At 48.1% G+C, this 14,099-nt stretch carries 16 protein-coding genes and 1 riboswitch; of the genes, 9 read left to right on the top strand and 7 right to left on the bottom strand.

Annotated elements, in window-relative coordinates:
* The first annotated feature begins 124 nt into the window (after nucleotides 1-124).
* The gene (htpX, locus tag SFA31_RS15845; RefSeq protein WP_322838855.1) at nucleotides 125-1,006 is read left to right on the top strand and encodes a protease HtpX; all 882 of its coding nucleotides are present in this window, start codon (nucleotides 125-127) and stop codon (nucleotides 1,004-1,006) included.
* Nucleotides 1,007-1,155: 149 nt separating this feature from the next.
* Entirely contained in the window at nucleotides 1,156-1,947 is a 792-nt protein-coding gene (kdgR, locus tag SFA31_RS15840) for a DNA-binding transcriptional regulator KdgR (protein ID WP_322838854.1), read from the top strand.
* Between the two features lie 20 nt (nucleotides 1,948-1,967).
* On the opposite strand, the gene SFA31_RS15835 is transcribed toward kdgR, so the two are convergent.
* Nucleotides 1,968-2,210, bottom strand: a complete 243-nt coding sequence (locus tag SFA31_RS15835) for a YobH family protein (RefSeq protein WP_322838853.1) — start codon at nucleotides 2,208-2,210, stop codon at nucleotides 1,968-1,970.
* 159 nt (nucleotides 2,211-2,369) lie between these two features.
* Between SFA31_RS15835 and mgrB the strand changes: the two genes are divergently transcribed.
* From mgrB to rlmA, 6 genes are all read left to right on the top strand, one after another.
* The gene (mgrB, locus tag SFA31_RS15830) at nucleotides 2,370-2,513 is read left to right on the top strand and encodes a PhoP/PhoQ regulator MgrB (RefSeq protein WP_322838852.1); all 144 of its coding nucleotides are present in this window, start codon (nucleotides 2,370-2,372) and stop codon (nucleotides 2,511-2,513) included.
* A 64-nt stretch (nucleotides 2,514-2,577) separates the two neighbouring features.
* On the top strand, nucleotides 2,578-2,856 hold the full coding sequence (locus tag SFA31_RS15825; RefSeq protein WP_322838851.1) for a YebO family protein: 279 nt from the start codon (nucleotides 2,578-2,580) through the stop codon (nucleotides 2,854-2,856).
* A gap of 40 nt (nucleotides 2,857-2,896) precedes the next feature.
* The gene (locus tag SFA31_RS15820) at nucleotides 2,897-3,886 is read left to right on the top strand and encodes an MBL fold metallo-hydrolase (RefSeq protein ID WP_322838850.1); all 990 of its coding nucleotides are present in this window, start codon (nucleotides 2,897-2,899) and stop codon (nucleotides 3,884-3,886) included.
* A gap of 461 nt (nucleotides 3,887-4,347) precedes the next feature.
* Complete coding sequence (locus SFA31_RS15815) at nucleotides 4,348-4,494, top strand: DUF2627 domain-containing protein (protein WP_322838849.1); 147 nt, start codon at nucleotides 4,348-4,350, stop codon at nucleotides 4,492-4,494.
* 11 nt (nucleotides 4,495-4,505) lie between these two features.
* A complete protein-coding gene (gene cspE, locus SFA31_RS15810) occupies nucleotides 4,506-4,715 on the top strand; it encodes a transcription antiterminator/RNA stability regulator CspE (RefSeq protein WP_004386688.1) in 210 nt (69 codons plus the stop codon).
* 526 nt (nucleotides 4,716-5,241) lie between these two features.
* The gene (gene rlmA / locus SFA31_RS15805; RefSeq protein WP_322838848.1) at nucleotides 5,242-6,057 is read left to right on the top strand and encodes a 23S rRNA (guanine(745)-N(1))-methyltransferase; all 816 of its coding nucleotides are present in this window, start codon (nucleotides 5,242-5,244) and stop codon (nucleotides 6,055-6,057) included.
* Here rlmA and mntP read toward each other — a convergent pair whose 3' ends face one another.
* The 5 genes from mntP to manX form a co-directional block, all read right to left on the bottom strand.
* The gene (gene mntP, locus SFA31_RS15800; protein WP_322838847.1) at nucleotides 6,058-6,624 is read right to left on the bottom strand and encodes a manganese efflux pump MntP; all 567 of its coding nucleotides are present in this window, start codon (nucleotides 6,622-6,624) and stop codon (nucleotides 6,058-6,060) included. It lies immediately after the preceding gene.
* Between the two features lie 6 nt (nucleotides 6,625-6,630).
* A riboswitch (yybP-ykoY riboswitch) is annotated at nucleotides 6,631-6,816 on the bottom strand.
* A 182-nt stretch (nucleotides 6,817-6,998) separates the two neighbouring features.
* Nucleotides 6,999-7,469 (bottom strand): DUF986 family protein, encoded by a 471-nt coding sequence (locus SFA31_RS15795; protein WP_322838846.1) that lies wholly within the window; start codon nucleotides 7,467-7,469, stop codon nucleotides 6,999-7,001.
* A gap of 190 nt (nucleotides 7,470-7,659) precedes the next feature.
* Nucleotides 7,660-8,511 carry a PTS mannose transporter subunit IID gene (locus tag SFA31_RS15790; RefSeq protein ID WP_322838845.1) on the bottom strand — a complete coding sequence of 284 codons (852 nt, stop codon included), beginning with the start codon at nucleotides 8,509-8,511 and terminating at the stop codon, nucleotides 7,660-7,662.
* A gap of 12 nt (nucleotides 8,512-8,523) precedes the next feature.
* The gene (locus SFA31_RS15785) at nucleotides 8,524-9,324 is read right to left on the bottom strand and encodes a PTS mannose/fructose/sorbose transporter subunit IIC (RefSeq protein ID WP_322838844.1); all 801 of its coding nucleotides are present in this window, start codon (nucleotides 9,322-9,324) and stop codon (nucleotides 8,524-8,526) included.
* A gap of 64 nt (nucleotides 9,325-9,388) precedes the next feature.
* The gene (manX, locus tag SFA31_RS15780) at nucleotides 9,389-10,357 is read right to left on the bottom strand and encodes a PTS mannose transporter subunit IIAB (protein WP_322838843.1); all 969 of its coding nucleotides are present in this window, start codon (nucleotides 10,355-10,357) and stop codon (nucleotides 9,389-9,391) included.
* 455 nt (nucleotides 10,358-10,812) lie between these two features.
* Between manX and yoaE the strand changes: the two genes are divergently transcribed.
* Nucleotides 10,813-12,378: a CNNM family cation transport protein YoaE gene (yoaE, locus tag SFA31_RS15775; RefSeq protein ID WP_322838842.1), complete on the top strand. Its 1,566-nt coding sequence runs from the start codon at nucleotides 10,813-10,815 to the stop codon at nucleotides 12,376-12,378.
* 288 nt (nucleotides 12,379-12,666) lie between these two features.
* Here the strand turns inward: yoaE and sdaA are convergent, their stop codons facing one another.
* Nucleotides 12,667-14,031 (bottom strand): L-serine ammonia-lyase, encoded by a 1,365-nt coding sequence (sdaA, locus tag SFA31_RS15770; RefSeq protein WP_322838841.1) that lies wholly within the window; start codon nucleotides 14,029-14,031, stop codon nucleotides 12,667-12,669.
* Nucleotides 14,032-14,099: the final 68 nt, after the last annotated feature.

The raw sequence follows: 14,099 nt of genomic DNA, 5'->3' as shown, positions 1-14,099 counted from the left end.
TAAAAAATGTAAAGTTGTGTCTTTTTAGCGATTTAGTCGCGTCTGATAGTTGAAAATAAGGGCTTTCCTCCGCACGATATATTTCATCGCACACTGCGTTTGTTAAACAGAGGTAATAAGTACTATGATGCGAATTGCGCTTTTCCTGCTGACCAACCTTGCGGTTATGGTGGTTTTTGGGCTGGTGCTGAGCCTGACAGGGATCCGGTCGAGCAGCGTGCAGGGGCTAATGATTATGGCGCTGCTCTTTGGTTTCGGTGGCTCGTTTGTTTCACTTTTAATGTCCCGATGGATGGCTCTGCGCTCTGTCGGGGGCGAGGTTATCGAACAGCCGCGTAATGATACTGAACGCTGGCTGATGAATACGGTAAGCCTTCAGGCTCGACAGGCCGGGATTGCCATGCCGCAAGTAGCCATTTATCACGCGCCGGATATTAATGCGTTCGCGACCGGCGCCCGCCGGAATGCATCGCTGGTCGCCGTGAGTACTGGCCTGCTTCAGAATATGAGTCAGGATGAAGCTGAAGCCGTTATTGCGCACGAAATAAGTCATGTGGCAAACGGCGATATGGTGACCATGACGTTGATTCAGGGCGTGGTTAATACTTTTGTTATTTTTATTTCGCGAATACTCGCGCAAGTTGCTGCAGGTTTTCTGGGCGGAAATCGAGATGATGGCGAAGAGAGTAACGGCAACCCGATGATTTATTTTGCCGTCGCCACGGTACTGGAGCTGGTATTCGGTATTTTGGCAAGCATCATAACTATGTGGTTCTCGCGCCACCGTGAGTTTCATGCGGATGCTGGCTCAGCAAATCTTGTTGGCCGTGAAAAAATGATCGCAGCGCTGCAAAGACTAAAAACCAGCTACGAACCCCAGGAAACGGGGAGTTTGATGGCTTTTTGTATAAACGGTAAAGGAAAATCGCTTGGTGAGCTTTTTATGACGCACCCGCCGCTGGATAAGCGTATCGAGGCACTTCGCAGCGGGCAATATCTGAAATAGAATAAAATCAATGCATAATAAAAAAACGCGCTTCGGCGCGTTTTTTTACATTTATAAAATCGACGCTGCGCCGGGATTGTCGCTGGTAATCAGGATATTTATACTGCGGGGCACTTGGTTATTCTGGCATTATTGAAAGTGAGGTAAAAATGGCCGCGACTGAGTCACAGAAACAGCCCGATTCCGTGGCGTCCGTAGTGAAAGTATTCACGATACTTCAGATGTTAAGTGCGGAGAAATCCATTGGTATCACTGACCTTTCTCAGAGGATAGTGATGTCCAAAAGTACCGTCTATCGTTTTTTGCAAACGATGAAAACACTGGGGTATGTGGCTCAGGAAGAGGATACGGAAAAATATTCGCTGACGCTAAAGCTCTTTGAATTGGGCGCCAGCGCGTTACAGCATACGGATTTGATCTCTTTGGCGAATACTGAAATGTGTGAGCTAGCGAAATTAACCAAAGAGGCGATACATTTAGGCGCCCTGGATGGTGATAGCTTTATCTATATTCATAAAATTGATGCGCAGTACACGCTGAGGATGTATTCCCGCATCGGTCGCCGTAATCCACTATACAGTACAGCAATAGGAAAAGTATTGTTGGCCTGGCGTGAGTCGGAAGAGGTGCTGGCAATCATGGCCGCTGTTGATTATCAGGGAAGTACGCCGCGTACTGTAAGCAGTACACAGGCACTCTTGCCCATTCTGGCGCACGTCAGGCAGCAAGGGTTCGCAGAAGATAATGAAGAGCAGGAAGAAGGCATTCGTTGCCTTGCAGTACCCGTATTCGATAGATTTGGTGCCGTAGCGGCCGGGTTAAGTATTTCACTTCCAACCCTTCGTTTTTCAGAACAGAAAGCGGAGGAGTATGTCAGGTTATTACACGCTGGCGCGCGACGAGTATCGGCTGCAATGGGCTTTCATCACTATCCGTTTTAAATCAGAATCATGTTTATTGATTACCGTCCGTTATCAATTGTTGTTTCTATTTTGCGCAGAATAGGGCAGTTGGTTACCCCGATAATACCGCTTTCGGTATGCACGTATTCTGCTGCCATTACGCCCCGTGCCGCTAAATATTGGCATTTTAGCCCCAACCCTGCGGCATTTTCTTTGCTTCCAACCAGGAAGCCATAGCCACTGAATAACAGTGCTCCCCAAACTAATGCGAATGCGATCATTGTACGAATGATAATGCGCATAAATTCCTCTAAGGCCTCTCTTATGACTGCGCGCAATATCCCATATTGGATAGGCCATAACAATATGATGATTCCTAAAGGAAAAAGAGGTATGTGAAGATTGGTTTAAGTTTCAAGTGATAGTCTTTGCCGTGTTGGATGTAAATATGGGAGAGTGCAGTGAGAAGATATCGGTGGATTATCCTGATTGTGCTGGTTATCACCTGTTTGCTACTCTGGACGCAGGTGCTTAACGGGTTGTGCGATCAGGATATGCCATTCTTCAGTGGAATATGTGTAGTTAATAAGTTTATTCCGTGGTAACGGGAGCGTCCGGGCGTTTTGTGAGCCAGCCGATGACAAAGAGGGAAACCTCTAAGAGGATGTAATGGTTGATTTGGGGCTGTCATCTTTAAACTTAATATCGCTTGCGGCGTACACGGCTTTTTTTTGTCTGGGTTTATTTATCTGGTTTAGGGTGAATCGCGCCAGCGTTAGAGCAAATCGGCAAATTGCGTTGCTGGAGGCGATACTTGAACAGGAAAAACGGCAAACTGCGTTACTGAAACGCCTGTATGAAGCATCTGGCCATAAAAATGTTGAGCCCAAAGTTACGTTGGCTGCTGAGCAGGAGGACGAATTTATGCGCCTGGTTGCCGAGCGCTAAGTAACGTTTCCTTGAGTATGTTAACAATAAGGGCAGGGGTATGGTCTGGAAAAATCCTTGGTATAATTCTGCAATGCCCCATCATCGCCCAGATGGTTTTTGCAATCCGGCGCCCCAAACTCGGGAGGATGGCGACGTGCAGCGCTGGCGTAAAAATCGGCGTCAGCAGCGGCTTCCTTATCCTCCAAAGGAAGGGTATGCAGCATTTCAGGATAGCTGGTGGCAACCCGTTGATTTTAATGCTCAAGGCGACGGCGTATGGTGGTTGGGGCATGCCTCATTATTGCTGCGCCTGAGCGGGCAATATCTCTTAACCGATCCCGTATTTTCCCGCCGCGCTTCGCCTCTCACGTTTTATGGCCCCGAACGTAAAACGCCGTCGCCCATAACGCTGAGTGAGTTACCGCATCTGGATGCCGTGCTAATTTCTCATAATCATTACGATCACCTTGATAAACATACTATTATGGAAATCTCCCGCCGGTTTCCAGAGGCTTATTATTATGTTCCATTGGGGTTAAAGCCTTGGTTTTTGCGGCTAGGAATAAAGCAGGTCGTTGAGCTTGACTGGTGGGAATCAAAGTTGCACTCGTCTTTGTCCATTTGTGCGGTACCCGCCAGGCACTGGAGTATGCGCACATTGTGGGACCGTAATCGGACATTATGGTGTGGCTGGGTGATTGGACATGCTGGAAAACGGTTTTGGTTTAGCGGTGATACAGGCTATAGCAAGCAATTACTTGAGATTCCTGAGCGGCTCGGTGTAATTGATGCTGCGGCTATCCCCATTGGCGCTTATGCGCCGCGTTGGTTTATGGGCGATAATCATATGGCACCGGAACAGGCCGTGTTACTTTGGCAAAAAATAGGTAAACCGCTGGCTATTCCCATTCACTGGGGCGTATTCGAATTGGGTGACGAATCATTAGACGAACCTCCGCAAGTCTTACTCGATACGTTAATTGCTGCCGGAGAATCATTGACGCGCTTTGCTCCCGTGCGCATTGGCGCATTTATCTCTATGCCGTAAACTATGCTTATGAATAAATAATATGATTTTAAAATGAATTTTTTTCATAATAGTACCGATCTAACTTCATAAAATATCATTAAAACTCATTTCTATGTCTGGGGAAATCAATACCTCGTAACAAAAAAAAACATCTTAACTATTTGCATATTTAATGAATGCCTTTCAAATGAATTGAATTTTTTAATTTTATAAAAAAGAATGATGCTACTTTTTAGTCTTCATCACTGGACGAAATCTGGTTTTTCACCTATTTTACTACAGTCCACATTTGGAAATATCGCTGCCCGCAGTGTGACACAATACCTAGCATTGAGAATATGCTAATGTATGTAATGTGTGCAAACGCGTCAGCGCTTTCCGAAATTGTGCGGCAGATCGAGACGCGCCTAAAAATGGCTTGCCATTCCAGGCGTTGTGTGTGATAACCCTTGCGGGTTAAACGAGGTACCGTTCTGTTTATGTGTGGCGTTTTCAGTAAAGAAGTTTTGAGTAAACACGTTGTCGTTGAATACCGCTTCTCTGCCGAGCCTTATTTCAGTGCCTCATTATGTAACTCTTTTGTTTTATCAAAAATTATGCCTTTTATTGGCATAGAAACACGTTAAGGAATTTGTAAATGGCAAAGATCAAAGGTCAAGTTAAGTGGTTCAACGAATCTAAAGGCTTCGGTTTTATTACTCCCGCTGACGGCAGCAAAGATGTGTTTGTACACTTCTCTGCTATCCAGGGGAATGGTTTTAAAACGCTGGCTGAAGGTCAGAACGTAGAGTTTGAAATTCAAGATGGTCAGAAAGGTCCTGCAGCGGTTAACGTTGTAGCAATCTGATGCATTTAATCACTGACATTAGTCAGTGTGTAATAAGCCTCGTTAACATGCGGGGCTTTTTTTTGTTTTAGAAAAAAGAACGATTGCGTTCCTGAAACAAAATACGAGTTTGTTAAAAGTTGGAATATTTTTCTTTAAACCAGAAACTATGATTCTGTAACTCCTCTCGTTAATTTTAATTTCTGCTGCGTTCCCGTCATTTCTCTCCATACTGCTATCTCTGAAATGAAATTTGTATTTTCTTCTTATTTGGGCTGAAGCCTGAACTATATCTTCAAAACTTCTAGTGCGGAGACGATTTTTTCTTCAATCGACAAAATCTATACAGCAATGACTAGAATAAAGAATAATCCTGACGAACATACGGTATATCAGGATCGAAGTCGCTTTTGACGGCAGTGATTATTATAAATGAGGTAAAGCTAAGCATTTGAGCCGCATGGTAGAGCTTGCCCGCAGCGCCGCCATTTCGTTAACGGTTGATTAGCGGTAAACTTGCGGTCAATCGCCCACGCTCGGAGTTATTATGTCTTTTAGTTGTCCACTATGTCACGCTGCGCTAACTGAACGTTCAGGCGCGTTTTGCTGTCCGCAGGGGCATCAGTTTGACAGAGCGAAAGAGGGTTATGTAAATCTATTGCCCGTCCAGCATAAACGTTCACGAGAGCCGGGAGATAGCATTGAAATGATGCGTGCACGCCGGCATTTTCTTGAGGCGGGACATTATGCGCCACTGAGAGATGAGTTAGTTCAAGTTCTGACGCGTCTGTCCGTAATAAATGCTCCTCAGTACCTGGATATAGGCTGCGGCGAAGGTTATTACACCTCTGCCTTTGCAGCGCTTGCAAAACGGCAGGGGGGGCTTTGTTACGGGCTTGATGTATCAAAAGCGGCAATACGCTATGCGGCACGGCGTTATCCGGAAGCCATGTTTTGTGTGGCCTCCAGTTATCGTTTGCCATTCCACGCGCATACTTTTGATGGTGTTATCCGTATCTATGCCCCCTGTGAGGCTGCTGAATTGGCACGGGTTATTAAACCCAATGGTTTATTACTTACCGTGTCGCCCGGGCCACGCCATTTATACCAGCTTAAATCACTTATTTATCGTGAAGTGCAATTACATGCGGCGCGACAGGAAATGTTAGAGGGGTTTTCTTTAGAAGAAACCTACACTCCCGCATGGACAATGACACTGAGTGGCGATAGCGCTGCGGCATTGCTGCAAATGACACCCTTTGCCTGGCGTGCCCGTCCGGAGGTGCCTGGCAATCTATTACAGCGGGTAGATTTTTCCTGTGAAACTGATTTTCTTATCCACGTCTGGCGGCGCAATGCCTGATTATCCGTAAAAGTGGCTATACAGGATCTGAACCCCAATCCCGATTAACACTATGCCGCCAAGAATCTCGGCGCGTTTTCCCAGCAGCGGGCCGATGAAGCGCCCCAGCATGATACCCAGCGTTGACATCACGAGCGTCGAGCAGCCTATAGCAAATGCGGTAAAAATAATATTCACCTTGAGAAATGCCAGACCGACGCCGACGGCCATCGCATCCAGGCTGGTAGCAATTGCCGTTGTGACCAACAGCCAAAAGCCATGATGCTGCCGCGGCGCGGCGTTTTCATCGGTATTGCCGCGAATACCTTCAATAACCATGCGCAGGCCGAGAAATAAGAGCAGAGTAAAGGCTATCCAGTGATTCCATGCGAGCACAAACTGGCTGGCCAGAAGACCTAATCCCCAGCCGAGTAAGGGAGTTATAGCCTCGATTATGCCAAAAATCAGACCAGTGCGTAGCGCTTCGCGAAAGTGCGGACGTTGGAGCGTAGCGCCTTTACTGATGGATACGGCAAAAGCGTCCATCGACATACCAAGCGCAAGAAGAAGTGTAGAGGAGAGGTTCATATATAAAGCCTGACCGGGGCTATAACCATACGCATATCGCCGCCCCCGATATCGCGACAAATGCGTTATGGTCTCACCAGACTGAAACGTTGTTCAGCCCGTACGCACCACGCTGTAATAACAGCGAGTATGTTGATACGTACCTTTCCGCAAAATACTACGGAATTCGGCTACTCCCCAATAGACGGGCGCCACCTTATCATATTTTTTCAGGAAGTCTCAATTCATGAGAGCCTTATTTTTTCTTTTTGAGAATGCTTTTCATTAAAAAGTAAAAATAAGGTTAAAAGGAAAAAAATGCGTAATCATCATGTTAAATGTAGCAAAGGTTATATTTAAACTTGCCAATCTAATATATTTATTTTGAATTCACGTTATGCCTGCGGGAGGCTAACCAGAAATTGATATATTGATTCTAAATCGTCTATATTTCTGACGCGAATATAAAGTTGACGTTTTTCAAGTGTGATGAGTAAAACACCGTCTTCTGATAAATTCATTTTCCGTATTCGTGAATAATCAACCCATAACCCGGCATAGAAAAAACCGGTGGTTTTAAAACGCAGCATGGATTGGCGAAACCACCCAAGCCAAATTGCCAGCAGCGCTAGTCCGCCAAGTAACCATGCGGTGAGCTGAGGCCCGTGGCGCAAACTGTTCTGATACAGCAGAATCGCAGTGAGCAGTACAAATATAGCGCTATCTATGGGACTGCGGCGTAAAAGAGGGACCTTTAACTGGGTTTTACCTCGCAGTAAGTCGAGAATTATTACGTCATATACGGCCCAGCCGGTGGCGAGTAAAATAAATATAATGAGTAAAGAATGGGTCAGGGGAAGAGACACGGTGGTAAAATTTTCCTATATGGTGCGCATAATAAACCCAAGTTTACTCGTTGGGCTGTATGCGTTTTAAGCCATTATAAGCCAGGTATATGTGCAATATAATTACGTTACTTAATTGGCGATGTCAGTCTAAGCAGGTGGGTGTGTTAGTCAAAAAAACCGGGGCGAGCCCGGTTTTTTTGCGCCGATATTACACGCCGAGCAGGCCCACAGCGTAACCCGCAATCCCGATAACAAAGAAACCGCAGATTATCCACAGTGCGTTGACTTTCTTACGCAATAACCACATGCATGCAAAGGTCAACAGTAGAGGCACCAGACCGGGCATCAATTGATCGAGGATATTTTGTATCGTCGTCACTTTTTCTGCGCCAGTTTGATCGGTGACTTTAGACACTACCAGAGGAATATTTACATGCGTCCATTTATTCACCAGCGCGCCCATGACAAACAGACCGAGAATTGAAGCCCCTTCGGTCAACTTTTGTAAGAAGCCGCCGCCCATGTCTTTCACGATATCTACGCCTTTGCGATAGCCGTATGCTACGCCGTAATAGCGAGTCAGCAGCCGCACCAGATTAAATAACACGAAGAACAATATTGGGCCGAGCAGGCTGCCGCTCATGGCAATCCCTGCGCCAAGCGCGGCAAATACCGGGCGCACCGTTCCCCAAAAAATAGGATCTCCAACCCCTGCGAGCGGCCCCATTAAGCCGACCTTGATGCCGTTTATCGCGCCGTCATCGATTTCTGCACCGTTCGCGCGTTGCTCTTCCATCGCAAGCGTAACGCCAAGCACGGGGGCGGCAACATAAGGATGGGTATTAAAAAATTCGAGATGGCGTTTAATGGCCTGGCGCCGTTCCTCGTTATTTTCCGGATACAGGCGGCGAATTGCCGGAATCATTGAGAAACAGAAACCTAACGCCTGCATGCGTTCGAAGTTCCATGAGCCCTGAAAAATATTAGAGCGTAAAAATACGCTGCGAATATCGCCGGGAGTCAATTTTCTTTCCGTTGAGATTTTAGTCGTATCAACCATGTCGCTCACCTGTTAATCCAGTTCATTATCGAGGTCGTTATTAGCGTCGGCCTGCGCTGGCGCCGCGGCAGAACGGTTATATTTAGGGCTAAGCTGAATATACAGAATTGCCATCACGGCACCGATGACGCCGAGGGCGACCAGGTTAAAATCTGTAAATGCTGCGGTGACGAAACCCAGGTAGAAAAATGGCATCAAATAGCCTGCGCGCATCATATTAATGACCATCGCGTAGCCGACCACGACTATCATACCGCCGGCAATATTTAACCCGTTGGTGACCACTTCCGGAATCGCATTCAGCATATTCTGGACTTCACTGGTACCCACCGAAATAGTGACAATAACCGCGGGTATAGCGATACGCATAGCCTGTAAAAACAGGGAAGAGACGTGAATCCATGACAGCGCGGACAAATTGCCTTTCTCGGCCGCGCTATCCGCGGCGTGCTGAAAACCAACGGTAATGGTGCGGACAATAATAGTTAATACCTGGCCCGCAGCGGCAAGCGGTATTGCCAGCGCAATGCCTGCGCCGATACTTTGGCCATCGGCAATAACCAGAATGGTCGAAATAATAGAGGCGAGGGCGGCATCAGGCGCTACGGCCGCACCGATATTCATCCAGCCGAGTGCTATCATTTCCAGCGTCCCGCCGATGATTATCCCTTTTTGCATATCGCCCAGAACAATACCTACTAATGTACAGGCCACTAACGGGCGATGGAACTGAAACTCATCGAGTATCGACTCCATACCGGCGATACATGCGACAATAAATACCAGTACAATTTGAAGCGTGGTTATCTCCATTGCACTTCTCCTGTCAAATTCTATTGTGTGAAAGCTGAGTAATTAAAATAAAAAACGCACTGCGTTATTTCACCTTACTAATTAGGTCCAGCATTTTCAGTTTCTGATCGCTTGCGACTTTACGAACTTCCAGTTCGATTCCGCGTTTATTAAGCTCGTTAAAAGCCGCGATATCTTTATCATCAACAGAAACGGCGTTATTAACCTGCGTTTTTCCTTGTCGGAAGGCCATGCCACCGATATTTACGCTGGTGATGTTTACACCACCTTCAACCAGACGCAGCACATCGGTCGGATTTGTGAATAACAGCATGACGCGCTGACCCGCATATTTAGGGTTGTTGTATACACGGATCATCTTCGCGATATCAACAACATGTGCCGTAACGCCGGGAGGGGCAACCTGCGTTAGCAGCGTTTTACGCACGGTATCGGCCGCTACCTCATCGCTGACGACAATAATGCGCGTAACGTTGGTATCCTTCGTCCAGCGCGTTGCCACCTGCCCGTGAATAAGGCGATCGTCGATGCGGGCCAGGCCGATTACCATGTAGTCGTTTGGCCCCATCGGTTTCGCCGGGGCGACAGGTGCTGATGGCGTCTTAACTATCGGAGCCGCTGGCGCGGGTGCCGCCGTTTTTGCTTTCAGCGCTTTAACGCCTTCTCGCCCGGTTTCCAGCGCAAGGGCAATCAGCTCATCGAATGAAGGATCGTCGTCACGCGCCATAAAGGTTTCTACCAGCATCGGAATATTAACGCCGGCGATAACCTCATAATGTTCTTTGTCAACGACGATACGGCTAGCCGCATTAAATGGGCTACCTCCCCAAGTATCGACGAGAAATAAGACGCCTTTTGATGTATCAAGTTTTTCCAGTTGAGCGGTATATTTTTCGATAAGGGTTTCTGCGTTCTCCCCCGGCACGAAATCAATCCAGCCCACGTTTTCCTGCTCGCCAAGCAGCATTTCAGCCGTTTTGAGTAACTGCTCGGCTGCCCAACCGTGCGTGCCTATGACAATAGCAATAGTCACTTGCTACCTCCTGTTTTGTCTGTTGACTCCTCTGGCTGGACTGGCAGAGTGAATCGTTTCAGACAGGGTTTATTATAGGAATGCCTTAAGATCGGGATTTATTTTAGATAGTGAAAAAATAATTATTGTGATGGGCTTCCGTAATTTATCCACAAATAGCCAATAATATTTTTTACTGTAAAATATGTCCGCCGAGGTCACAAATATAGTGCAAAGTTTGGAAAAAATTTTTCCAAATGCGAAAACCCTTTGCTATGTTAACGGACTATTTATCAACTGAAGGAGCTTTGGGCAGCCGCCCGCCGTATGGACCGCCACCGACGTTTTTTCTCTTTGCGTCCTAAAGCCGGAAGTATTATTCGGCACATTACGTATCACATCGCTTTTTTCTGTCTCTTTTTTGCGCCTGAGTATCGCCAGGCGGCATTGAATCTTTCTTGTTTCAGGAGCCTGCAATGGAATTCTTAATAGACCCCTCTGTTTGGGCGGGCCTGTTTACGCTCATCGTTCTTGAGATAGTTCTGGGAATCGATAACCTGGTTTTCATTGCGATTCTGGCGGATAAACTGCCGCCGAAGCTGCGCGATAAGGCGCGTATACTTGGACTGTCGCTGGCGCTGATTATGCGGCTTGCTTTACTGTCGCTGATTTCCTGGCTGGTAACCTTAACGCAACCGCTGTTTAGCCTGTGGGCGTTTACCTTTTCCGGGCGCGATCTCATTATGCTGGTGGGGGGGCTATTTCTCTTATTTAAGGCGACAACAGAGCTGCATGAACGCCTGGAGAATCGTCAGCATGATGACGAACACGGTAAGGGATATGCCAGTTTCTGGGTTGTCGTGCTGCAAATTGTCGTGCTGGACGCCGTATTTTCACTGGACGCTGTGATTACAGCGGTCGGTATGGTTAATGATTTACCCATCATGATGGCGGCGGTAGTTATCGCCATGGCGGTGATGCTGCTGGCGTCTAAAGCACTCACGCGTTTTGTTAACGCACATCCTACCGTCGTGGTTTTATGCCTGAGCTTTTTGCTGATGATTGGCCTAAGCCTGGTCGCTGAAGGGTTTGGTTTCCATATACCTAAAGGCTATCTCTATGCGGCTATTGGTTTCTCAATTGTGATTGAATTTTTCAATCAGGTTGCCCGCCGTAATTTTATACGGCATCAGGCCCGGCGTCCGTTACGCACACGTACTGCGGAAGCTATCCTGAAATTAATGGGCAACCACCGCATGCCACGTTCGGAATCCAGTATCGATACGGATAACCCGGTAATGGTTCCCGCCCGCGCCGAAGCTTTTGCAGAAGAAGAGCGTTATATGATAAACGGCGTGCTGACTTTGGCATCTCGCTCCCTGCGCAGCATTATGACGCCGCGCGGGGAAATTAGTTGGGTGGACGCAACGCTGCCGTTAGACGCTATTCGGGAACAATTGCTCTCTTCGCCACACAGTTTATTCCCCGTTTGTCGTGGCGAACTTGATGAGCTGATAGGCATTGTGCGCGCGAAAGAATTATTGATGGGGCTATCTGAAGGCGTCAATGTGGAAGCAATCGCTGCGGCGTCACCGGCCATTGTGGTGCCAGAAACGCTGGACCCCATTAACCTGCTGGGCGTACTGCGCCGCGCGCGCGGCAGTTTTGTTATCGTCACCAATGAATTTGGCGTTGTGCAGGGGCTGGTAACGCCGCTGGACGTGCTGGAGGCGATAGCGGGTGAATTTCCGGATGCCGATGAGACGCCTGAAATCGTGCATGACGGAGATGGCTGGCTGGTTAAAGGTTCGACAGATCTGCATGCTCTACAGCAACAGCTTGGTCTTGAAGACTTGACGGATGAGCATGCCGATATTGCTACGGTCGCCGGGCTGGCGATTGCGCAACATGGGCAAATACCGAAGGTGGGTGATGAAATTGTGCTGCCGGAAATAACAATACGGATTCTGGAAGCGAACGATTATCGTATCGACTTGGTTCGTATCGAAAAGCAGCGCCGGAATCAGGATGAAGAAGAGTAATTAAATTTCTGTAATAAAAAACGGCGCCGGGTGCGCCGTTTTTTACATCCGCTCCGTGAGAAGAAAGAAGCGCCGTGCTCGGTTACAACAGCCGGGTTCCCTTCATGCAGGCGCAGATAATTATGATTAGGGCTTCGGGTCAATGAGAAATCGACTGCCCGGTTTTTAATCATGCCGTCCTGGATATCAGCGCTGCGGCTTAGCTTATACATCATCAAACGGTAAAATAGCCGCATCTGGCGCGAACGCGCCGGATGCATATATCATCTCCACCGCGTTAGCCTTGCATTAATCGCACTGAACTTTAATCGCCAGCCCGCCGCGTGAGGTTTCCCGGTATTTAGCATTCATATCCTTTCCTGTCTCATACATGGTTTCAATCACCTTATCGAGGGAAACACGCGGCTCACTGGTGCGCCGGAGCGCCATTCGGGCAGAGTTAATCGCTTTTACCGATGCGATAGCGTTACGTTCAATGCAGGGAACCTGCACCTGCCCTGCTACAGGATCGCAGGTCAGACCAAGATTATGTTCCATACCGATTTCCGCTGCGACGCATACCTGCTCGGGGCTTCCGCCCTGAAGCTCCGCGAGACCAGCGGCGGCCATAGAACAGGCGACGCCCACTTCCCCCTGACAGCCAACCTCTGCGCCGGAAATTGAAGCATTCATTTTATACAGGATGCCGATAGCGCCGCAGGCCAGGAAATAGCGTAGATAAATATCCGGAGTGACGGTTTCAATAAAGCGATCGTAATAGGCGAGCACCGCAGGAACAATGCCGCAGGCGCCGTTGGTTGGGGCCGTTACTACGCGGCCGCCGGCGGCATTTTCTTCATTGACGGCCAGGGCGAACATATTTACCCAGTCAACCACATTCATTGGATCGCTGGAAAGTTTACCACTGGAGATCAGCATTCGGCGCAGCGCCTGCGCGCGGCGCGGTACGCGCAGCGGGCCAGGCAATACGCCTTCAGTATTGAGCCCCCGATCAATACAGGCGCGCATTGTTGACCAAATATCGGCGAAGTAGGCATCAATTTCCGCTTTGCTATGCAGCGCCAGTTCATTTTGCAGGACGAGCCCGGAGAGCGATAAACCGCTTTCTTTGCAGTGCGCCAGCAATTCCTGGGCGGAATGATAAGGCCAGGGAACTGGAGAATCATCAGACGGAGCCTGACCAAAGTGCTCTTCATCAACGATAAAACCACCGCCTATTGAGTAATAGGTTTTACTGTATATCAGTTCGGGGCCGGCCCAGGCATGGATCTGCATGCCGTTTTCATGAAGCGGCAAATTTTCATTATGAAAACGCATTCCCTCATCATTCGGGAAATCCACTTCCTGCCTGCCGTTAGCCAGCATCAGCCGCTGGCGATGCTGTACATCACGGATAAACAGGGGGATATTATCAATGTCTACATTATCCGGGCGGTTGCCTGCCAGCCCCATAATAATAGCAATATCAGTGTGATGCCCTTTACCGGTCAGTGAAAGTGAGCCATAGACGTCTACTGCGATACGCGTGACGCACTCAAGTAGCCCGTTTTCGGCCAGGTCATCGACAAATTGCTTACCTGCTTTCATCGGGCCGACGGTATGAGAGCTTGAGGGTCCGATGCCTATCTTAAACATGTCGAAGATGCTAATCACAATGACTCCTGCCAAAGGCGTATGCCATAAAATCTTTGAATATTGCCTAGTTTACGGGGAAGGGGCGC

It is taken from the genome of Erwinia sp. HR93, assembly GCF_034555055.1.
Taxonomy (GTDB): Bacteria; Pseudomonadota; Gammaproteobacteria; order Enterobacterales; family Enterobacteriaceae; genus Apirhabdus; species Apirhabdus apintestini.
This window is presented reverse-complemented; position numbering and strand designations above follow the sequence as displayed.